Genomic DNA, 20,808 nt, shown 5'->3' with positions numbered 1-20,808 from the left:
CCTCTCACCACAAGCCCGGCCCATCCCTGCGCCTCAGCTCGCCCCGCGACGTCTGAGGAGGCCCGTCAGGGCGCGGGCGTCCGGCCGGTCGAGCGCGGTCACGATCGCGGCCCCGGCCCCCAGCGCCACGACGGCGGCCAGCGCCGCCGCCCCGGCACTCGGCCACATGCCCTGAGCCCCGAGCCACCGCACCACGGCGTCGCCCGCCAGGTAGCCCGCCGACCCGCCGGCGGTAGCCGCGCCCACGGCCCGCCACAGCCCGGTGACGGCCCCGCCTCCCCGGGCCCGCACCACCGAGGCCAGCAGCAGGGCCCCGCCCGCGCTCATGCCGACGCTCATCCCCAGCGCCATCCCGCCGATCTTCCACTCCCCGGGCAGCACCACGGCGAAGACGGTCTGCGCGACCATCACGACCACCCATCCGGCGACGGTCCCGGTGGCCGCCGCCCTGCCGCGCCCGGCGGCGTAGAGCACGCGGCTCAGGTGGGCGATGAGCCCGTATCCGATCAGCCCGGGCGCGAACAACGCGATGGCCCGCGCCAGCTCCACCGGCTCCACGTCGGTCTTGGCCCCCAGGAACACCACCGCTCCCGGCCCTGAGGCGGCCGCCAGCGCCCCGGCGGCCAGCCCGGACACCAGCACCACGGCCCGCGTGGTGCGCGCGGCCAGCGCGGAGAAGGCCGCCGCGTCGCCGGCCCGCGCGGACAGCAGGGGGAAGGCGCTGGTGGCGATGGGGACGGCCAGCACCGCGTACGGCACCAGGTAGATCGCCCACGCGTAGTTGTAGACGGCGATGGCCGCACCGCCGATGGCCTTGTTGGACAGCACCAGCACCACGATCATGGCCGCCTGCTGGGCGAGCAGCGCGGCGATGCCCGCAAGGGCGAGCCTGCGCACCTGCGCGGCCACCCCCTCGGGGAACCGCAGGACGGGCCGCCACCGCAGCCCGAGCCGGGCGATCGGCCCGATCACGGTCAGCACGAGCGACAGCACGCCCAGGCTGGTGCCCACCGACAGCGCCAGCTCGGCGGGCCCGGGCAGCTCGCCGGGATCGCTCTCCCCGCCGCTGAGCGGCACGAACAGCAGGTAGGCCACGATCACCACGATGCTGGACACCAGCGGCGCGACCGCCGGCCCGGTGAACCGCTCGTGCGACTGCAGCACGCCGTAGAGCACCACGGCCACGCCGTACAGGGGGATCTGGGGGGCGAAGACGACCAGCATGCGGGCGGCGACCGCGGCCACCTCCCCGGCGTCCGGGCAGCCGGCGAGGCCGGGGCCGAAGAAGAGCCCCATGATCGGCCCGGCGAACACCGCGGTGAGCACCCCGAGCGGGACGAGGACCAGCAGCACCCAGGTCAGCAACGCCGAGCTGATCCGGCTCACCCGCTCGGCGGCCTCTCCCCCGTCACCGGAGATCCGCTCGGCGGCCGCTGCGGCGAGCACCGGGACGACCATGCCGGCCAGCGCCCCGCCGACGACCACCTCGAACACGATGTTGGGGATCTGGTTGGCCGTCATGTAGGCCGCGGCCAGGCACTTGGTGCCGACGGTCTGCGCGAAGGCGTATTGCTTGGCGAAGCCCGTGATGCGCGCGAGCACGGTGATCGCGCCGATGAGCACGGCTCCACCGGCGACGCCCCGCGCCATCACGACACCCACACGGCCTCCTCGGTCCACGCGGACCTCATCCTGGCAGGCCGCACCGACGATCGCGTCCCCGCGTCACGAGGCCTCCTTCGTCGGCCCCGCGACCAAGGTGCTGTGTCTGATTGTTCCCTCGCTTCGCTCGGTCACAGGGGATCGGCGGGGCGGCGGCCGAGCATGTCGAGGCGGTTGAGCACGGGGTTCCCGGCGATGACCTTGGTGAAGCTGATCTTCTCCGAGGCGGCGGTCAGCGCCGCGACGGTGCCCAGCAGGACGTATCGGCCGGGCCTGCCGAGCCTGGTCACCGCGGCCAGCCCGAGCAGCGCGCCCAGGGCGTTGGCGCCCGCGTCGCCCAGCATGGCCCGCTCGCCGAGGTCGTCGGGCAGCAGCGCGGCGGCCGCCCCGAGCGGCACGGCGGCCAGCGCGGCGGCGGGCGCGTCGCGCAAGAGCGAGGCGGCCAGCAGCGGACCGCCGGTCAGCAGCCCGACCTTGATGGCGCGGCCGGGGCGCAGGTCGAAGAGGTTGGCGAGGTTCGCGGCGCCGGCGATGGCCGCGCCGTTGACCAGAGTGTCGACCGGCCCCTTCGAGACGAGGGCGGCGGCGCCGAGGCCGATGGCGCCGATGCCGAGGATCTTGACGGCGCCGCTGGTGACCTCGCCGCGGGCGAGCGCCGTCAGGTGGCCTTTGAAGCCCTTGGATGACGTGGTGCCGTACAGGTCGTCATAGGCGCCGAGCGCGCCGCTGCCGACGCCCGCGGTGAGGGCGGCCAGGCGGAGGCGGCCGGGCAGGCCGGGCGTGAGCGCGGCGGCGGCGCCGGCACCGGCCACGAACGCGGGGCCTTCGAGCAGGGTGATGGGCTCGCCCCGGTGGTTTTTGCGTGTCCAGCGGCCGGTCAGGTCGGCCGGCCGGTTGCGGGTGAAGGCGGCGTAGGCGGCGCGGGCGGCCGCGGCGCCGATCGCGGCGCCGGCGAGGGCGTAGAGGAGGCCACGGGCCCGTCTGGCAGGCATGTCAGCTCCCTGACTGGGTGGGGGTGGTGCTGGGGCTGGGAGACGTCACGGGCGGCTGGGGTGCGGTGACCCCCTTGCCGATGCCGTACTGGCCGGCGCGCCCGCTCAGTTGCTCCTGGAGAGCGTAGACGATCACGACGCGGCCCACCGGCATGTCGGCGGTGTCGACGGTGGAGACGCGCTTGGAGATCTCGCCGTCGTCGCGTACGGCGCTGATCGGGTCTCCGGGGACGGCGGCGGTGACGGGGGCCCCGGCGAGGACGGCGCCCTTGCCCGCCGTGTCGAAGGCGTCGGCGACCGAGACCAGGGCGCCGGCCAGCGTCTCCGCGGTGTCGCCCTCGTAAGGCTTCTCCGGCGCCAGCATCACGGCGAGCGTGGCCCGTTTCTTGGCGGGCTCGTCCTCGGTGGTGAGCAGCCCGCCGGTCTCGAACGTGCCGGCCACGTCGGGTGAGGTGGCGCTGGGGGTGCCCGCCTGGGCCGGGTCGTTGGTCATGAGGGCGGAGGCGAGCAGCGTGGCGGCGCGATCCCAGGTGGTGGCGGTGGGCGCGAACATCATGTTGGCCGGTTTGAGCTGGTTGACCAGGCCGTCGATGACGCCTTTGCCGGTGGGGTCGAGGAACTTCTCCGTCAGCGTCAGCCGCCCGGTGACCTGCGCGCCCGCCTGCTCGAGCACCTGGCCGACCGCCTCGCGCACCGCGGTGCTCGAGCCGGGCGACTCGATGAGCAGCACCTTCTGGCCGGCCAGGTCGCCGGAGACCATCTCCGGCGTCTGGGCGATGATGAAGGCATCGTTGCCGGCCTCCCTGCCGCGCAGGGCGTCGAGGTCGGCCCGCAGGCCGACGTTGGCGTTGGTGAGCTCGTCACTGGTCCTCTTGGCCAGATCGAGCGCCGGATCCTGGAGCAGCGAGGTGCCCAGCACGATCCCCACCGCCAAGGCCAGGAAGATGGCGACGATGGAGACGAGGTGGTAGCGGAAATCGATCACGAGAAAAGTCCGACCAGCCAGAAGATGAATGCGTTCCAGACGTCTTGCACGCCGTTGAGCCACGTCTTGCCGAGCGGCGTCGAAAGGAGCGCCACCACGATGGTGATGAGCGCGGTGATCACCAGGAGCAGCAGCTGGGGCGTGGAGATGCGGCTGCGGTAGAGCCTGCTCACGCCTTTGGCGTCGATGAGCTTGCTGCCGATGATCAGCCGGGTGAGGAAGGTGCTGGCCATGCCGGAGCGTCCCTTGTCGAGGAACTCCTCCAGCGTGCCGTGGGTGCCGACGGCGACGATCAGCTCGGCGCCCTTGTCGTCGGCCAGGAGCATCGCGATGTCCTCGCTGGTGCCGGTGGCGGGGAAGATCACCGCTTCGCGGCCGAGCTGGTGGACGCGCTCCAGCCCGGGGGCGCGGCCGTCGCGGTAGGCGTGGACGACGAGCTCGGCGCCGCAGGTCAGCGCCTTGGTGGAGACCGAGTCGAAGTCGCCCACGATCACGTCGGGGAGGTAGCCGGCCTCCAGCAGCGCGTCGGCGCCGCCGTCGACGCCGACCAGGACCGGCCGGTATTCGCGGATGTAGGGCCGGAGCGTGGCGATGTCCTCTTTGTAGTGGTAGCCGCGGACGACGATGAGGACGTGCCTGCCCTCCATGGGCGTGCGGATCTCGGGTACGCCGACCCCGTCGATGAGGAGCCTGCCCTCACCGCGGACGTATTCCATGGTGTTGACGGCGAAGGCCTCGATCTGGACGGCCAGCCCGGCGCGGGCCTCGGCCATGGCGGCCTCGACGGCCTCGGCCGTCTGCTCCTCGCCCTTGGCGACGACGTCCTCGTCGAGGTAGACCACTCCGTCGCAGAGCCGGATGACGTCGCCGTCCTTGACCCGCTCGAACAGCTCCTGACTGGCGTTGTCGACGAACGGCACGCCGGCCTCGATCAGGATCTGTGGCCCCAGATTGGGGTAACGGCCGCTGATGCCGCAGGCGACGTTGATCACGGCCGCGGCCCCGCATGCGACGAGCGCCTCCGCGCTGACCCGGTCAACGTCGACATGGTCGATAATCGCGATTTCCCCGGGCTGGAGGCGCTTGGTGAGCCTCTTGGTCCGCCGGTCGATTCTCGCCACTGCCGTTATGCCGGGAAGGTCACCGACCTTCCTGCCGCGGAGGCCCGGCATCTTGCTCCCCGGAACCTTCATCAAGACCATCCTGCCAGAGCGAAACAGCGCTGAGGCCACGCATTACGCGGCGTGTCCGCTATGTCACCTGGAATCACCTGTCGGCGGCGGCCAGGCCCAGCAGTTCCTCGGCGTGCGCCCGGCCGAGCTCGGAGTCCTCCAGGCCGGCCAGCATGCGCGACAGCTCGCGGACGCGGCCCTCGTGGTCGAGCGCGGTGACGCCGCTGCGCACGACGCTGCCGTCGCTCGCCTTCTCGACCACCAGGTGCTGGTCGGCGAAGGCGGCCACCTGCGGCAGGTGGGTGACGACGATCACCTGGGCGGTGCGGGCGAGCCTGGCGAGGCGGCGCCCGATCTCCACCGCCGCCTTGCCGCCGACACCGGCGTCGACCTCGTCGAACACGAACGTCGGCACCGGATCCGCGCCGGCGAAGACGACCTCGATCGCGAGCATCACCCGGCTCAGCTCACCGCCGGAGGCGCCCTTGTTGAGCGGCAGCGGCGGCGCGGCGGGGTGTGCGGCCATCCGCAGCTCCACCTCGTCGACGCCCTCGGGACCGAACTCCGCGCTCCGCGTCAGCTGGACCACGACCCTGGCGTGGGGCATGGCCAGCGCCGTCAGCTCCTCGGTCACGGCCTGGCCGAACCGCTCGGCGGCGGCCTGGCGCACCCGGGTCAGCTCGGCGGCGAGGTCGGTGAGCTTGTCGGTCAGCTCGTCGTACTCGCCGGTGAGCTGGTCGATGCGCTCGTCGTCGCCCTCGAGCTCGGCCAGGCGGGCGGCGGCCCGCTGGGCCCACGCCAGGACGCCCGCGCTGTCCTCGCCGTATTTCCGGATCAGCCCGGACAGCACCGACCGGCGTTCCTGCACGGCCGCCAGCCGCACGGGATCGGCCTCGATCGACTCCGCGTACGCCGCCAGATCGGTGGCCACGTCGGAGATCAGGTATCCGGCCTCGGCCAGCCGGTCGGCCACGCTGGCGAGCTGGGCGTCGAAGTCGCGCACCGCCTCCACGGCCGCGCGGGCCTCGCCGAGCAGCGAGATCACGTCGTGGGGGCTTCCCGCGGCCTCCATGGGGTCGCCGAGCAGCGCCGTGTGGGCGGTGGTGGCGGCGCTGCGCAGGGCGTCGGCGTGCGAGAGCCGCTCCTCCTCGCCGCGCAGGTCGGCGTCCTCGCCCGGCTTGGGGTCGACCTTCTCGATCTCCTCCAGGCCGAAGCGCAGCATGTCGGCCTCCTGCGCCCGCTCCCTGGCCCTGGTGGTCAGCTCCTCCAGCTGCGCGGCGATCTGCTTGTGCCGTTTGTAGGCCTGCGTGTAGGCCCGCAGCGGCTTGACGAGCTCCTCCCCGGCGTAGCGGTCGAGCGCGGCCCGCTGCCTCGCGGGCTGCAACAGCCGCTGCTGGTCCATCTGCCCGTGCACCGCCACCAGGTCGTCTGCGAGGTACGTCAGGGTGCCGACGGGCACCGTGCGTCCGCCGAGCCAGGCCCTGGACCTGCCTTCGGCCGACACCGTGCGGGAGATGATCAGTGTGCCGTCCTCGGCCTCGCCACCGATGTCCTCGACCTGCTGGGCGACGCGGCCGCCCGGCTCGATGACCAGCGTGCCCTCCACCGACGCCCGGTCGGCCCCCGGGCGGATGCGCGAGGGATCGGCCCGGCCGCCGAACAGCAGCCCGAGCCCGGTGACGACCATCGTCTTGCCCGCGCCGGTCTCGCCGGTGACCACGTTGAAGCCCGGCGAAAGCTCTAGGACGGCCTCGTCGATGACGCCGAGCCCTTGGATGCGGACCTCCTCGACCCTTGGTCGCACTGCCCACTCCCGTCACTGCCGTGTCTTTTGGTCACACGGATCGTCTCCGAACACCTGCGAGGGCGAACGCCTCCGCCTGCGGGCGGGCCGCTGTGCGCGACCCGCCACGCCCACGTGATCCTACGCGTTCTGCATCCCATTCACTCAGGGTCGCACCCTTCCGCGCCAGCCCTGAACAGGTAGCTCGAACTTCGCGACCAGCCGGTCGGTGAAGGGCGCGCCGGTGCTCTCGACGCCGTGCAGGCGCGCCAGGCGTACGGGATCGGCGCCCCTGCGGACCTCCACCCGGGCGCCGGACGGGAGCTCGAAGCGGCGCCGCCCGTCGCACCACAGGACGCCGCCCGGCGTGGCGGGCAGGATCTCGACGGCCAGTGTGGAGCGGGGCGAGACCACCAGCGGCTTGGCGAACAGCGCGTGGGCGCTGATGGGCACCATGAGCAGCGCCTCGACCTCCGGCCACACGACCGGGCCGCCCGCCGAGAACGCATAAGCCGTCGAGCCGGTCGGCGTGGCGCAGATCACGCCGTCGCAGCCCCACCGCGACAGCGGCCGGCCGTCGATCTCGGCGACCACCTCGAGCATGCGCTCCTGCTTCTCGACGGTGGCCTCGTTGAGCGCCCACGTGTCGGCCAGCACCCGGCCGTTCAGCCGGGCGAGAACGTCGATCGTCATGCGCTCCTCGACGTCGTAGCGGCCCGCCACGACGTTGTCGACGGCCGTGGCCAGGTCGGCCACCTCGGCCTCGGCGAGGAACCCGACGTGCCCGAGGTTGACGCCCAGCAGCGGCGTGCCCGCGGGCCTGGCCAGCTCGGCGGCGCGCAGCAGCGAGCCGTCGCCGCCGAGCACCATCATGACCTCGGCGTCCTTGGCCGCGCTCGGGTCGCCGGGCACCGCCACGGTCCCGCGGCAGCCGAGCTCGTCGGCCTCGGACTCCAGCACCCTGACGGTGATGCCGGCGTCGACCAGCCGGTTGATGACCAGGCGGGCGCTCTCGACGGCGGCGCCCCGCCCGGTGTGTACGGCGACCAGCACGGTCCGGTTCATCACGACCCTTCCGCGGCGCTCTCGACGGTGACGCCACGCCCAGTGTCTACGGCGTCCAGCACGGTCCGGTTCATTGGGGCCCTTCCGCGACGGCACGCTGGATCTCGGCTTCGAGGTCGGCGATCGGCGGCTCGCCTTCTCCCTTGCCCAGCCAGAGGAGATATTCCACGTTTCCCGACGGTCCGGGCAGCGGGCTGGCGGTCACCCCGCGCACGGTCAGCTCCAGCTCCCGCGCCTTGGCCGCGGCCTCGCGCACCGCGCCGGCCCGCAGCGCGGGGTCGCGGACGACGCCGCCGGCGCCGACGAGGTCCTTGCCCACCTCGAACTGCGGTTTGACCAGCAGCACGAGGTCGGCCCGCGGCGCGGCCACGGCGGCCAGCGCGGGCAGCACCAGCCGCAGCGAGATGAACGACAGGTCGCCCACGATGAGCGTGGGCGGCTCGCCGACCATGTCGGGGGTCAGGTCGCGGACGTTGACCCGCTCCATCACCGTCACCCGCTCGTCGGTCCGCAGCGACCAGGCCAGCTGGCCGTAGCCCACGTCGACGGCCAGCACGTGGGCGGCGCCGCGGCGCAGCAGCACGTCGGTGAACCCGCCCGTGGAGGCGCCCGCGTCGAGGCACCGGCGGCCCTCGACCGTCAGGCTCCGGAACGTGTCGAGCGCGCCCAGCAGCTTGTGCGCTCCGCGCGAGACATAGTCGGGGCCCTCCTCGGAGGCGGCCACGACGATGGCGGAGGCGGTGTCGACCTGGGTGGCGGGCTTGCGCGCGGTCTGCCCGCCGACCGTGACCCGGCCGGCGTCGATGAGCTGGGCCGCCTGCTCGCGCGAGCGCGCCAGGCCGCGGCGCACCAGCTCGCTGTCGAGACGGATCCTCCGGCTCACCGGTCTCCCTGGGCCAGGTCGTCCACGGCCGCCGCCAGGGTGGCCTCCAGCTCGGCAAACGCCTCCTCGAAGACCGGCACGTGCGCGCCGACGGGCAGCTCGCCCAGGCGGCCGAGCCCGGCCACGATGGCGGCGACCCGCTCGTCGCCGCTCTCCTCCGGCAGCTCACTCATGACTCGACCGTAACGCCTCCCGCGAGCGTCCGGGGACCTTGGCAAGTGTGTTAAGCGTTGAAGGTCATACGGGGGTGCTAGTGATGTGGAACGCTACCGTCCGCAAAGAGAAAGAAAGGATGCACATCATGGCAAGCGTCGAGGAGTGCCGGGCGGCACTGGCCAAGCTCGTCGCCCAGTTCGACGAGATCGACGAGGAGGACCGCGCCAAGCACGTGGTCGAACGTACGGTCAGCTGCCGGGTGTCCGACCTCGACGTGACCTTCTACGGCCGGCTGCACCACGGGGGGCTGGAACCGTTCAGGGAGGAGCCGCCCGCGGACGGCAAGCCCGCCGACGTCAAGCTCACGATCGTGAGCGACGACCTGATCGCGCTGGTCGACGGGGAGCTGGACCTGGCGCGCGCGCTGCTCGGCGGCCGCGTGAAGATCGACGCCAGCTTCGGCGACCTGCTGCGCCTGCGGAGGCTGATCTAGCCGCCCGTTGACCGCCCTCGCCCTCCAGTTATTTAATGGAAGCGTTAATCATTGGGCGATGGGTGAACGAAATGGGTCTGATCATCGAGGCCGAACGGCTGAGCCGATCCTTCGGCGGCCACGCCGCCGTCGACGGGCTCGCCCTGACGATCGCGCCCGGCGAGATCTTCGGCCTCCTCGGCCCGAACGGCGCCGGGAAGACGACCACGATCAGGATGCTCGCCACCCTGCTCCCGCCGAGCGGGGGCGCGGCCCAGGTGTGCGGGTTCGACGTGGTGCGGGCGGCCGGAGAGGTGCGCAAGCGCATCGGGTACGTGATGCAGCAGGTCTCCCCCATGGGCTCCTACCTGCTGACCGGCAGGGAGAAGGCCGAGATCGAGGCGTCCCTCTACCACGTGCCGAGGCGGCGGGTGAAGGCCAGGGCCGCCGAGGTGCTCGACCTGGTGGGGCTCTCCGAGCACGCCGACCGGCTCGTCCAGGAATACTCCGGAGGCATGCAGAAGCGCCTCGACCTGGCCTGCGGGCTGCTGCACCGGCCTGAGCTGCTGATACTCGACGAGCCGACGCTCGGTCTGGACGTCCACTCGCGCCACCGCGTCTGGGACCACATCCGCGGGCTCTGCGCCGAGGGCATGACCGTGCTGCTGGCCACCAACTACATGGACGAGGCCGACCGCCTCTGCGACCGCCTGACGATCGTCGACCACGGCCGCGAGGTGGTGAGCGGCACCCCCGCCGAACTGAAGGACGCCCTGGGGGCGCCCACGCTCGACGAGGTGTTCCTCCGGCACACCGGGCACGCGCTGCGGGAGGGGGAGGCAGGGTGATGTGGGCGCAGGAGGTCCTGGCGCTGTCGAGGCGGTGGCTGCTCATGGTGCTGCGCGAGCGCCTCAACCTGCTGTTCAGCGTGCTGCAGCCGGCGGTGTGGCTGGTGTTCTTCGCCGGGGCGCTGGGCGGCGCGGTCGATCCCCGGGTGGTCGGCACGGGCGACTACATCGCGTTCGCGGTGCCGGGCGTCATCGCGTTCACCGTGGTCGGCAACGGGGTGACGGCGGCGATGCCGCTGCTGTTCGACAAGGAGACCGGCTATCTCGACAAGCTGCTCAGCATGCCGATCAGACGCAGCTCGCTGATCGTGTCGCGGTTCGTCTTCCAGGTGGGCATGAACTCCGCTCAGGTGATCGTGATCCTGCTGGTGGCGCTCGCCCTCGGGGTGCGCCCCGCGTCCGGCTTGCTCGGCGTGCCGGCGATCCTGGCGGCGACGGCGCTGCTGACCCTGGCGCTCACGGCCGCCGCGATGGCGCTGGCCTGCGCGGTGCGCTCGCACGGGACGTTCTTCGCGATCACCGGGTTCGCGTCGCTGCCGCTGCTGTTCATGAGCAACGCGTTCGTGCCGCTGACGGCCATGCCGGGGTGGATGGAGGCGGTGGCGCGGGCCAACCCGCTCACGTACGCCATCGAGGCGATGCGGCTGCTGGTGGTGGACGGGTGGAACGGCCGGGTGCCGCTGTCGCTGGGCGCGCTCATGGTTGCGTCGGCGGCGCTGCTGGCGGTGGGCGCGTGGCAGTTCACGAGACAGACCCGCGAACGCATCGCGTGACGCCGCGGCCATCGGGCCACGAAGGCTCCCGGGCCACGGAGGCGCCGGGCCTCCGGGGCCAGAGGGCCGCCGCGCCGGCGAAGGGCTATCCGAGGCGGTCGAGGACGGGCTTGACCGCGTCCTCCTCGAGCCGCCCCTCGCCGGCCACCGCCCACGCCGCGTCGCAGGCCGCCCGCAGCCCGTCGATCCTGCTCCCGTCCCCGTCCAGCCGCAGCGCGCCGTCCTGCCAGCGGGCCCGCCACCCTCCGCAGGCGCCGTCCCGCACCTCGGGATAGGGCAGGTGCAACGCGTCCAGGGTCTCGGCGACGTAGGCAGGCCGGTGCCGGGGCTCCGCCGTCAGCACGTCGGCGGCGGTGGCCACCCCTGTGAGGACGAGCAGGCTGTCGACCCCGGCGTTGGAGGCGCCCTCGATGTCGGTGTCCAGCCGGTCTCCCACGACCAGCGGCCGCCGAGCACCCGTACGGATCATCGACTCGCGGTGCAGCGGCGGGTCCGGCTTGCCGGCGTACACCGGCTCCACCCCGGTGGCGGCGGCGATGACCCGCACCATCGCCCCGTTCCCCGGCAGCTCCCCGCGCCCCGTGGGCATCGTGCTGTCGCTGTTGGCGGCCACGAACCACGCCCCCTGCCGCACCGCCAGCGTCCCCTCGGACAGCAGCCCGTACGACAAACCGGGCGCGATCCCCTGCACCACCGCGACCGGCGAGTCCAAGGCCGTCGAAACCGGGCGGAGCCCACGGTCCCGTACGGCCATCCGCAGCCCGGATCCGCCGACGACGAGCACGTTCGACCCCGGCGGCACCCGCTCGGCGATCAGCCGGGCGGCGGCCTGCGCGGAGGTCACCACGTCCGCGGCCGTGGCCGGCGCTCCGAGCTCACGCAGGTGGGCGGCGATGGCGGCAGGCGTGCGGGAGGCGTTGTTGGTGACGTAGGCCAGCCGCACTCCCCTCCCGCGGGCCCGCTCCAGCGCGGCCGGGGCCCCCGGGACCGCGTGGGCGCCCAGATAGACCACGCCGTCGAGGTCGAGCAGCAGGGTGTCGTACCCGTCGATCAGCACAGCGCCTCTTCCCGTTTGACTCTCACGCCGCGTGAGACTTTAGCGTCGCCTCCGTAGACACCTACGAAGGGATGACAAATGTCCGCAAAGCTCAACCTCACTCCTGAGGAACGCGCGGAGCTGTTCGGCGATTTCAACCCCGACGACCACGCCGCCGAGGCGGAGCGGCGCTGGGGCGGCTCGGACGCCTGGGCGGAGTCGCAGCGCCGTGCGGCCTCGTGCACGAAGGAGGACTGGAAGCGGTTCATGGCGGAGGCGGGCGACATCTCGGCCCGCATGGCGGAGGCGATGAGCTCGGGCGCCCCGGCTGACGGGGACCTGGCCATGGACCTCGCGGAGGAGCATCGCGCCCACATCGAGCGCTGGTGCTACACCTGCACGTACGAGATCCACCGCGGCCTCGGCGAGCTGTACGTCACCGACGCCCGCTTCACGGAGTCCTTCGACCGCATCGCCCCCGGCCTGGCCGCGTACTTCCAGGCCGCCATCACGGCCAACGCCACCCGCCACAACGCTCAAGGGTGACGGGAATCGGCCTACATCTCACGACGAGCCCGCAAAGTGGCGCGGACGCTCTTCAACGCCGACACGTAGTGTCGCTCGTCGGGGCGCATGGCAACCGCGATCGCCAGCGGTTCCTGCGCCCCTTCGACATCCCCGGTCCGCCACAACGACAATCCCAGCCCGAAATAGGCGTAGTCCTCGGCCGGATTGGCATCCACGATCTGCCGGAAACTGGCGGCCGCCTCGGCGTACTGGCGTGAGTTGAACTGCGCCCTGGCCAGCGCCTCCAGAATGCTGCGCGACTCGGGCTCCGCCGCGGCGGCACGCTCGAGCAACGCGGCCGCGGCGGCCGGGCTGCCCTCTTGGAGCAGCTTGACCCCGCGCTGGTACCAATCGTAAACATTGCCCCGGGGAGTGCCCGGGTTCTCATCATTGACGTTTTCATCTTGAGCCATGGGTCAGGACTCCCTTCATCGCTGTACGAAACAACCGCCCTGCCTGCCGCGGGAACGGGCACGGTTGCAACCAAGGGGCGACTCCCGGAAGGCGCAAGCATTTATGGGAGCATGCCCGGTATGGGGACTCCTGAACTGCCGGTACCCGATGGACTGGTGCTACGGCCCTTCCGCGGCGTACGTTTCGCTGTCGAAGATCCCGCCAAGGTGACCTCCCCACCCTACGACCTGATCTCTGACGCGGACGTGGACGCCCTCCTGCGACTCCACCCGAACAACGTCGTCCGCCTCATCCTTCCCTGCTCCCCCCGCGGCGACTCCTCTTCTCCCCCGACGGGCCCGGAACCGCCGACCGCCCACCCCAGCCCGGAGCCCGTGACCGCACACCGGGCTGGCGCAGAGCCATCAGCCACAGAACGACTCAGCCGAGACCCCGAAGCCACACCACGAGCCATCACGAGCCCCACACCCGCACAACCCACGCACACGGAACCCGGAACCCCCCATCCACCCCACACGGAACCCACACTCGCACCCCCGACGCGCTCGGAACGCGGGACGGCCCCACCGCCCGCCCCTGAAGCGGGAGCCGCCCAAGCGGCCGACCCTGAGGCGACGATCTCCGAACCGGTGGCTCCAGGACAGGGGGACCAGCGAACAACCGACCTCACGAGGACGGACGCCGGTGCCGCCGCGTCAGCCCAGCCCTCAGCGAGCCCGCTCGAAGCCCGATACGCCGAAGCGAGAGACACGCTGAGAGCCTGGCTGGACGCGGGCATCCTGGTGCCGGACGAGGCGCCGGCGCTTTACGTGTACGAGCAGAGCGGCCCCGACACCGTGCAGCGCGGCCTGATCGGCGACGTGGCCCTGGCAGATCCGGGCCAGCACATCATCCTGCCCCACGAGGACGTCATGCCGGGCCCGATCGCCGACCGGCTCGCGCTCATGAGCACCACGCAGGCCAATCTCGAACCGATCTTCCTCCTTTACGACGGCGGCAACGGCACGGCCACCCGCCTGGTGGACGAGGTGGCCACGAAGCGCGATCCCCTCGTGTCCGCCCATACAGAGGACGGCCTCACGCACCGCCTTTGGGCGATCACGGACGAGACGGAGATCGCCGCCATCAACGCCGACCTTCGCCACCGGCAGGCGTTGATCGCCGACGGCCATCACCGGTACGCGACCTACCGCGTCCTGCAGCGTCAGGAACGCGCCGCCCACCCCCAGAAGGAAGGCCCAGCCCCGACATCCGCTGAAGCCCTGGTAGCCCCGTGGGACTTCGGACTGGCCCTGCTCGTCGATTCCACCGCGTACCCGCCCGACCTCAAGGCCATCCACCGCGTGATCCCCGGCCTCCCCCTGGCCGAGGCGACCGCCAAGGCCAGGAGCTCGTGGCGCGTCCAGGATCATGACGACCTGACGAAGGGCCTGGCCGCCCTCGAGAACGCCCGGGAACCGGCCTTCCTCCTCGCCGACGAGAAGGGCGCGCACCTCCTCACCGATCCCGACCCCGTGCAACTCGCCCGCGCCATGCCGGCCGACCACTCCGACCGCTGGAACTCCCTCAACACCTCCATCCTCTCCGAGTTCATCCTGCCGAGGGTGTGGGGCATGCGCGACGACGAGCAGGCCGTACGGATCGTCCACCACGACGCGAAGGCCGCGGTGCAACTGGCCACCCGCACCGGCGGCACCGCCGTGATCCTCAAGCCGCTCTCGACCAAGGATGTGCTGGCCGTCGCCGCTGGTGGCGAGCGCGTGCCCCGCAAGTCCACCTCCTTCGGCCCCAAACCCCGAACAGGCCTGGTCCTGCGCACGTTCGCGATCGACTGACCACCCGCTGTTCCCACGGTTGAGGTAGCGCAGGCCTCGGCCGTCGACCGAGGTAACCGCGCCCGCACGCGTCCCAGATCCCCACCCACACAAACTCGCCGGACCGGCCCTCTCCTCCGGTTGACCGATCAGCTTGCCCGGGCGAGACGGGCCCCTTGTCTGGGCACCAGGGCGGTCGCCATCGCCGGGGAATGCTCCTCGGCGGCGGAAAGCGCTGCCGTGTCAACGGGCTCCGCAGACGTACCCGCATCGACGGATCCAGACGGCTCGGCCCCATCGGGGGGCCCGGAGAGCGAGACCCCGTCCTCAGGTCTGGACATGCCGACCGCGCCCTCGGATCCGGAGACCGCAACCCCCTCCTCGGGTCCAGAGACCACGCCGCCGCCCTCAGGCCCAAAGACCACGCCGCCGCCCTCAGGCCCAGAGACCACGCCGCCGCCCTCAGGCCCAGAGACCACGCCGCCGCCCTCAGGCTCGGAGATCGTGGCCCGGCCCTCGGGCGCGGAAACCCCGTCCCCAGGCCGGAAGGACACGACCGCGTCCTCGGACTGGAAAATCGCAGCGATCTCGATCGACCGCGCAGACGCCGCATCGATCGTCTTGGAGCGCGCGACCGCGTCCTCCGGCTCGAGAAGCGCGGCCATCTCGACGAACCCAGACGACGCGGCCGCATCGAGGGGCTCGGAGCGTGCGACCAGGTCTTCGGGCGCGGCAAGCGGGAGCGCACCGACGGGCTCGGAGAGTGTGGTCACGTCAATCGGTTTGGCGGTGCTGACCTCTACCTCGTACTTCCAGATCTTGGCACCCGCAGGGCCGAACACGCGGCAGCGGAAGGCGCCGATCACCTCAACGTAGTCGCGTGGTTTGAGGCGGCGGAGCACGGCAGCCGCCTCACGGTTGAACGTGACGCACGGAACGCTGTCAGTGATCGTGCCCCCTCGCCGGTGCGGCCGACGGCGGCGCACGATGATGCGCCACTTGGTCACGGTGTCGCCGCTCGGCATGGGGTGCTCCTCGACGGCCGCGGAGAGCCTCCCCACCAGCAAGACCTCGTTTCGGTCCACTGTCGTCCTCCCATCGATGCTGTGGTGGAGATCACTCTTTACGATGAGGGGGAGGCCAGGTCGGCTGGAACGCCGTTCTGGGGACAACGGCTGCGCGCTCGGGAGTGCCTGTGGACAACATCACCGCTCTAGGCGGCGACGTCTATGAGATCGACACCAAGATGGCCGGGTACTCAGGCATCACGGCCGGCTATCTGATTCTGAGCGACCGCCCGTGCCTGGTGGAGACCGGCACCTCGACCTCCGCCCCGGTCGTGCGCGACGCGCTCGCCGCGCTGGGAGTCGGCCCGGAGGATCTGGCCACCGTCGTGGTGACTCATATTCATCTGGATCACGCCGGCGGAGTGGGAGACATCGCCAGATTCTTCCCGTCCGCACAGGTCGTGGTCCACGAGAAGGGGGCCCGCCACCTGGCCGATCCGTCCCGTTTGATGGCGAGCGCGCGGATGGTGTGGGGTGACAAGCTCGACGCCCTCTTCGGCGAGTTGTCCCCCACCGAGGCCGAACGCATCGTGGCCCTGGGCGACACCGGCGCCATCGACCTGGGCAACGGACGCACGCTGAACAGCCACTACTCCCCCGGCCACGCCAAGCACCACGTGGGCCTCGTCGACTCCGCCACCGGCGACCTGTACGTCGGCGACGCGGCCGGCGTGTACATGCCCCAGACCGGCGATCTGCGCCCCGCCACGCCTCCGCCGGACTTCGACCTGCAGACCGCCCTCGACTCGATCGCCTTGTTCGGGGCGCTCGCCCCTCAACGGCTCCTGTTCAGCCACTACGGCCCGGTCGAGGCGGTCCAGGAGACTCTCGAACGGTCCGCCGAGGAGCTTCGCATCTGGGTCGATCTCACCCGTCAGGCCCATGCCGAGGGCATGGACCTGGATCATGCGGTCGCGATGGTCAGGGACCGCACGAAGGAGCGGTACATCGCTCTGAAGTCCGAGGACGAGGCGACGGCAGAGCAGTTCGAGCTGCTGAGCGGCGCTCCGTCGAACGTGGCGGGCATCCTCCACTGGCTGGACCGCGTCGCGCCGTAGGCACCCCCGCAGCCACCGACCGGGGACCGGTCGCGACCCGGACCAGAGACCGGACGCGGTCCCGGCCAGGACCGGGCGCGGGTCCTCCGTAGTCGCATCCACCACCCAGCCACCGCGGTGGCGCCGTAGCTCCGCCATACCGGACGATTGCCACGGTACGGCGGAGCTACGGCGTCGTCAGTTGCGCGACTAGTCCTCCGACTTCGGCCGGCCCTGGCGGCGCTCGTCGTCCTCATCCAGCACGTCGCCGAAGTCGGGCTCGATGAACGCGGGCGTGATTCCCCGAGTCTCCGCCTGCGCCACCGCATTGGGAGCACCTGCTTTTGAGTCGTCCGCGCTCGGCTCCCCGGCCTCCGCATCGTCAAGAACGTCGCCAGGCTCGGCGCCTCCAGCGTCCGCGCCCTGAACATCGCCAGGCTCGGCGCCTTCAACATCCTCACCTCGAACATCGGCAGGCTCGGCGTCGCCAGACTCCCCGCTCCGAGCCTCGGCATCGACATCGGTATCGGCAGGCTCATCGCCCTGTACGCCGACGGAGTCGTCCGGAAGCTCGCCCGCCTCAGGCTCCTCTTCCAGCAGGTCGCCCACGGCGGCGTCGGCCTCCTCGCTCGCGGCCACATCGGCGCCGTCGGACTCGGTCTCGTCGTCGAAGTCCTCTTCAACGTCCTCGATGACGGCGCCGGTCAGCTCGGCGTACCGCTCCGCCGCATCCGTCTCACCATCCTCGTCGAAGGCCATCGCCTTGCCGAACCAGTCGGTCGCCGCCTCCACGTGCCCCGCGTCGGCCAGCGCGTCCGCGTACGCGAACGCCAGCCGCGCCGACCACGGCTTGGGCTGCGGGTCGCGCAGCTCGGGCAGGCGCTGCAGGGTGATCACGGCGGCGTCGTGCTGGCCCAGGTCGCGGCGGGCGCCGGACTCGACGATGGTCAGCTCGATGCGGCCCACCCTGTCGAGTCGTTCGGCCTCCGGGGAACGTACGAGGTCGATGGCACGCTCCGGGCGGCCCAGCCCACGCTCGCAGTCGGCCATGACCGGCAGGTACGCCTCCGACCCCGTCAGCCTCCGAGCCGCCCGCAGGTCGCTCAGTGCCTCGGAGAAGTGCCCGGCCCGGTACGCGACGATGCCCGCGGCCTCCCGTACGACACCGATGCGGGCCGCGAACCGGCGCGCCACCTTCGTGTGCTCGTGCGCCCGCTCGGGGTCGTCCTCCTCCAGCGCCCGCTCGGCGGCGACCAGGTGACGGCCCACAAGGTCGGCCAGGTCGCCGGGCAGGGAACGGAGCTCCTCGAGCACTTCCTTGTCCAGCTCGTCCGCGGTGATGTCGGGAGCCACCTCGGGCAGCCGCTCACGCTGAGGGGCCTCACTCTCGCGGTCGGTACTGCCGTACCTGGCCCGGCCGGCCGCCGAGGGACGCTCCTCACGCCCGCCGCGCTCGTCGCGCGAGAACGGCCGGGACGGCCGATAGCCGCCTTCACGACGCGGCCCCCGGTCCTCGCGGAACCCACCGCCTTCACGACGCGGCCCCCGGTCCTCGCGGAACCCACCGCTCTCACGGCGAGGGCCACGATCGTCACGGAAGCCACCTTCACGGCGCGGGCCACGATCGTCACGGAAACCGCCCTCGCGCCTACCGCCGCGATCGCCATAGCCGCTCTCGCCCCTGGGTGCGTAGCCGCCTTCACGGCGCGGCCCCCGCTCCTCACGGAAACCACCGTCCCGACGGGGACCACGCTCCTCACGGAAACCACCGCCTTCACGACGGGGACCCCGATCCTCACGGAAACCACCGCCTTCACGACGGGGACCCCGATCCTCACGGAAACCACCGCCTTCACGACGGGGACCCCGATCCTCACGGAACCCACCGCCCTCACGACGCGGACCGCGATCCTCACGGAAACCGCCCTCGCGCCTACCGCCGCGATCGCCATAGCCGCTCTCGCCCCTGGGTGCGTAGCCGCCTTCACGGCGCGGCCCCCGGTCCTCGCGGAACCCGCCTTCACGCCTGGGACCGTAGCCTGCCTCACGACGGGGACCCCGGTCCTCGCGGAATCCGCCGCCCTCACGACGCGGACCGCGATCCTCACGGAAACCGCCCTCGCGCCTACCGCCGCGATCCTCACGGAAACCGCCCTCGCGCCTACCGCCGCGATCGTCACGGAATCCGCCCTCACGACGGGGACCCCGGTCCTCGCGGAAACCGCCGCCCTCACGACGCGGGCCACGATCATCTCGATCCCGGAAGGAACGGCGCTCGTCTCCGTCTCGACGCGAACCCCGATCGTCCCGGTCCCGGTCTCTGTCCCGGTACGGGCGCCCGTCGTCACCCCGCGGTCCCTCTCGACGCGAACCGCGGTCGTCGCGGAATCCGCCCTCACGTCGGGCGCCGCGGTCGCCACCGTACCGATTTCCTTCGCCACGGTCGCCGTATCGGCCGCCCTCACGACGGTCGCCATAGCCACCCTCGCGGCGCGAGCCGCGCTCGTCGCGGTAGCCCTCGTCCCGCCGCGGCCCTCTGTCCTCGCGCCCGTTGGAGCGGGTCCTGTCGTCGGAACGGAACGGACGGTCGCCACCGGAGTCTCGCCCGCGAGAGCCGTATCCGCCGCTCCTGCCGCCCCCGTTGGAGCGCCTCTCACCAAAGTCGCCGCGCCCGCGCTGTCCGCCGTCGGATCCGTTTTCTCTGTTCACTTCTGGTCCATTTCGTTGGGCTCACCCAGCGGACTCACAACGACGGTCCACCGTGGCTGGTCGCCGCCCGTCCCGGGCCTTACGCGACGAAGGCCACCCGTGGAGGTGGCCCGGTCTCTCCAGGGTAGCAAGCCGGAGAACGTCCATGAGACCGGCTCAAGCCCATAAATTGGCTCGCCCATAACCGTGCGGCCAGCCAGACTGCTGGTCATGTCACTGCGTTTCCATGAAATCGCCGAGTCCCGGCACCGGATACTGAACCCGTTGACGGACGACAAGCTCGCCCTGCTGGGCGACATCTGCCGCATGACCCCGGGGACACGTCAACTGGATCTGGCATGTGGAAAGGGCGAGATGCTTTCCCGCTGGGCGGCCGAATACGGCGTGCACGGCGTTGGCGTGGACGTCAGCCAGGTCTTTCTGTCGGCTGCCCGAGCCCGCGCCGAGGAGCTCGGCGTAGCCGACCGGCTCGAGTTCGTGGAGGCCGACGCCGCCACGTACGAGACCGCGCCGGAGTCGTTCGGCATAGTGTCCTGTATTGGCGCGACCTGGATCGGCGGCGGCCTGAAGGGCACACTGTCCCTCATGGGCCGGCACCTGCGTCAGGACGGCATCGCGCTCGTCGGCGAGTGCTACTGGATATCTCCGCCCCCGCCCGAGGCCTACGAAGCCTTCGGCATGGAGGAAGGTCTGTTCACCTCACTCGCCGGCACGAACGAGCGCATCGAGGAGGCCGGGTTCGAGCTGCTGGAAATGGTTCTGGCCAGCCCCGACAGCTGGGACAGGTACGTCGCCAGCCAATGGTGGACGATCAGCGACTGGCTCCGCGACAATCCAGCGGACGCCGACGCTCCGGCGATGCGCGACTTTCTCACCCAGGCCCGTCGCTCCCACCTCGAGTACGGCCGCCAGTATCTGGGGTGGGGTGTCTTCGTCCTCCGATCCCGGTAAACAGAAAAGCCCCCGACCGATCGGTCGGGGGCTTTCCCTATCAAAGATTGTCCGGCGGTGACCTACTCTCCCACACCCTCCCGAGTGCAGTACCATCGGCGCAGAGAAGCTTAACTTCCGGGTTCGGAATGTAACCGGGTGTTTCCTTCCCGCCATAACCGCCGTAACCCTGAGAAACAGCCGCTTGCTGTCTCAGAATTGCCTAGTGGACGCGAGCAAGATTTCTTTGATGTGGCGCAGCTCTGGACCCGGCGAAGAGTAACAGAACGCAGCACACACCAAAGCATAAAGCTTTGTGGTCAAGTCCTCGGCCTATTAGTACCGGTCAGCTCCACACGTTACCGCGCTTCCACCTCCGGCCTATCAACCCCATCGTCTATAGGGAGCCTTACCCCATCACTGGGTGGGAGACCTCATCTCAA

At 71.3% G+C, this 20,808-nt stretch carries 20 protein-coding genes and 2 rRNA genes; 8 read left to right on the top strand and 14 right to left on the bottom strand.

All coding sequences use genetic code 11. The annotated features are described in order from the left end of the window. Positions 1–33 precede the first annotated feature (33 nt). The 8 genes from murJ to ID574_RS37865 form a co-directional block, all read right to left on the bottom strand. Positions 34–1,662: a murein biosynthesis integral membrane protein MurJ gene (murJ, locus tag ID574_RS37900; RefSeq protein ID WP_188193844.1), complete on the bottom strand. Its 1,629-nt coding sequence runs from the start codon at positions 1,660–1,662 to the stop codon at positions 34–36. Between the two features lie 131 nt (positions 1,663–1,793). Then, complete coding sequence (locus ID574_RS37895) at positions 1,794–2,654, bottom strand: hypothetical protein (protein WP_188193843.1); 861 nt, start codon at positions 2,652–2,654, stop codon at positions 1,794–1,796. A gap of 1 nt (position 2,655) precedes the next feature. After that, complete coding sequence (locus tag ID574_RS37890) at positions 2,656–3,639, bottom strand: copper transporter (protein ID WP_188193842.1); 984 nt, start codon at positions 3,637–3,639, stop codon at positions 2,656–2,658. Next, positions 3,636–4,832 (bottom strand): putative cytokinetic ring protein SteA, encoded by a 1,197-nt coding sequence (gene steA, locus ID574_RS37885; protein WP_188193841.1) that lies wholly within the window; start codon positions 4,830–4,832, stop codon positions 3,636–3,638. The genes ID574_RS37890 and steA overlap by 4 nt, the downstream gene beginning before the upstream one ends. A gap of 73 nt (positions 4,833–4,905) precedes the next feature. After that, entirely contained in the window at positions 4,906–6,615 is a 1,710-nt protein-coding gene (gene recN / locus ID574_RS37880) for a DNA repair protein RecN (RefSeq protein WP_188193840.1), read from the bottom strand. Between the two features lie 144 nt (positions 6,616–6,759). Continuing rightward, a complete protein-coding gene (locus tag ID574_RS37875; RefSeq protein WP_188193839.1) occupies positions 6,760–7,659 on the bottom strand; it encodes an NAD kinase in 900 nt (299 codons plus the stop codon). A gap of 70 nt (positions 7,660–7,729) precedes the next feature. Beyond that, complete coding sequence (locus ID574_RS37870; RefSeq protein WP_188193838.1) at positions 7,730–8,542, bottom strand: TlyA family RNA methyltransferase; 813 nt, start codon at positions 8,540–8,542, stop codon at positions 7,730–7,732. Next, entirely contained in the window at positions 8,539–8,715 is a 177-nt protein-coding gene (locus ID574_RS37865) for a hypothetical protein (protein WP_188193837.1), read from the bottom strand. Before ID574_RS37865 ends, ID574_RS37870 begins: the two co-directional genes overlap by 4 nt. A gap of 128 nt (positions 8,716–8,843) precedes the next feature. On the opposite strand from ID574_RS37865, the gene ID574_RS37860 reads away from it, so the two are divergent. From ID574_RS37860 to ID574_RS37850, 3 genes are all read left to right on the top strand, one after another. Beyond that, positions 8,844–9,191, top strand: coding sequence for an SCP2 sterol-binding domain-containing protein (locus ID574_RS37860; RefSeq protein ID WP_188193836.1), 348 nt, complete (start codon positions 8,844–8,846; stop codon positions 9,189–9,191). A gap of 71 nt (positions 9,192–9,262) precedes the next feature. Continuing rightward, positions 9,263–10,018, top strand: coding sequence for an ABC transporter ATP-binding protein (locus tag ID574_RS37855; protein ID WP_188193835.1), 756 nt, complete (start codon positions 9,263–9,265; stop codon positions 10,016–10,018). Next, the gene (locus ID574_RS37850) at positions 10,018–10,791 is read left to right on the top strand and encodes an ABC transporter permease (RefSeq protein WP_223167540.1); all 774 of its coding nucleotides are present in this window, start codon (positions 10,018–10,020) and stop codon (positions 10,789–10,791) included. Before ID574_RS37855 ends, ID574_RS37850 begins: the two co-directional genes overlap by 1 nt. An 85-nt stretch (positions 10,792–10,876) precedes the next feature. On the opposite strand, the gene ID574_RS37845 is transcribed toward ID574_RS37850, so the two are convergent. Then, positions 10,877–11,848, bottom strand: coding sequence for an HAD-IIA family hydrolase (locus ID574_RS37845; protein WP_188193833.1), 972 nt, complete (start codon positions 11,846–11,848; stop codon positions 10,877–10,879). Between the two features lie 78 nt (positions 11,849–11,926). On the opposite strand from ID574_RS37845, the gene ID574_RS37840 reads away from it, so the two are divergent. Further along, positions 11,927–12,373 (top strand): TipAS antibiotic-recognition domain-containing protein, encoded by a 447-nt coding sequence (locus ID574_RS37840; protein ID WP_188193832.1) that lies wholly within the window; start codon positions 11,927–11,929, stop codon positions 12,371–12,373. Positions 12,374–12,384: 11 nt separating this feature from the next. Here ID574_RS37840 and ID574_RS37835 read toward each other — a convergent pair whose 3' ends face one another. Then, the gene (locus ID574_RS37835; protein ID WP_188193831.1) at positions 12,385–12,807 is read right to left on the bottom strand and encodes a tetratricopeptide repeat protein; all 423 of its coding nucleotides are present in this window, start codon (positions 12,805–12,807) and stop codon (positions 12,385–12,387) included. Between the two features lie 111 nt (positions 12,808–12,918). On the opposite strand from ID574_RS37835, the gene ID574_RS60515 reads away from it, so the two are divergent. After that, positions 12,919–14,643 (top strand): DUF1015 family protein, encoded by a 1,725-nt coding sequence (locus ID574_RS60515; RefSeq protein ID WP_336245594.1) that lies wholly within the window; start codon positions 12,919–12,921, stop codon positions 14,641–14,643. Between the two features lie 128 nt (positions 14,644–14,771). Here the strand turns inward: ID574_RS60515 and ID574_RS37820 are convergent, their stop codons facing one another. Next, the gene (locus ID574_RS37820) at positions 14,772–15,707 is read right to left on the bottom strand and encodes a single-stranded DNA-binding protein (protein WP_188193830.1); all 936 of its coding nucleotides are present in this window, start codon (positions 15,705–15,707) and stop codon (positions 14,772–14,774) included. A gap of 110 nt (positions 15,708–15,817) precedes the next feature. Here ID574_RS37820 and ID574_RS37815 point away from each other — a divergent pair, with 110 nt between their 5' ends. After that, a complete protein-coding gene (locus ID574_RS37815; protein ID WP_188193829.1) occupies positions 15,818–16,747 on the top strand; it encodes an MBL fold metallo-hydrolase in 930 nt (309 codons plus the stop codon). Positions 16,748–16,936: 189 nt separating this feature from the next. Here ID574_RS37815 and ID574_RS37810 read toward each other — a convergent pair whose 3' ends face one another. Beyond that, on the bottom strand, positions 16,937–18,040 hold the full coding sequence (locus tag ID574_RS37810) for a hypothetical protein (protein ID WP_223167497.1): 1,104 nt from the start codon (positions 18,038–18,040) through the stop codon (positions 16,937–16,939). Between ID574_RS37810 and ID574_RS37805 the strand changes: the two genes are divergently transcribed. Both ID574_RS37805 and ID574_RS37800 read left to right on the top strand, forming a co-directional pair. Continuing rightward, entirely contained in the window at positions 17,984–19,603 is a 1,620-nt protein-coding gene (locus ID574_RS37805; protein WP_188194098.1) for a hypothetical protein, read from the top strand. The two genes, ID574_RS37810 and ID574_RS37805, sit on opposite strands and share 57 nt — an antisense overlap. A gap of 42 nt (positions 19,604–19,645) precedes the next feature. Continuing rightward, positions 19,646–20,386: an SAM-dependent methyltransferase gene (locus ID574_RS37800; protein ID WP_188193828.1), complete on the top strand. Its 741-nt coding sequence runs from the start codon at positions 19,646–19,648 to the stop codon at positions 20,384–20,386. A 49-nt stretch (positions 20,387–20,435) separates the two neighbouring features. Here ID574_RS37800 and rrf read toward each other — a convergent pair. Next, positions 20,436–20,552, bottom strand: a 5S ribosomal RNA gene (gene rrf / locus ID574_RS37795). A 129-nt stretch (positions 20,553–20,681) separates the two neighbouring features. After that, positions 20,682–20,808: ribosomal RNA gene (locus tag ID574_RS37790) — 23S ribosomal RNA — on the bottom strand; the annotation flags it as partial.

The sequence above is a fragment of the Nonomuraea sp. SYSU D8015 genome (assembly GCF_008065375.1).
Lineage (GTDB): Bacteria > Actinomycetota > Actinomycetes > Streptosporangiales > Streptosporangiaceae > Nonomuraea.
The sequence above is the reverse complement of the archived record's forward strand: the minus strand, read 5'-3'. Positions and strand labels throughout refer to the sequence as shown.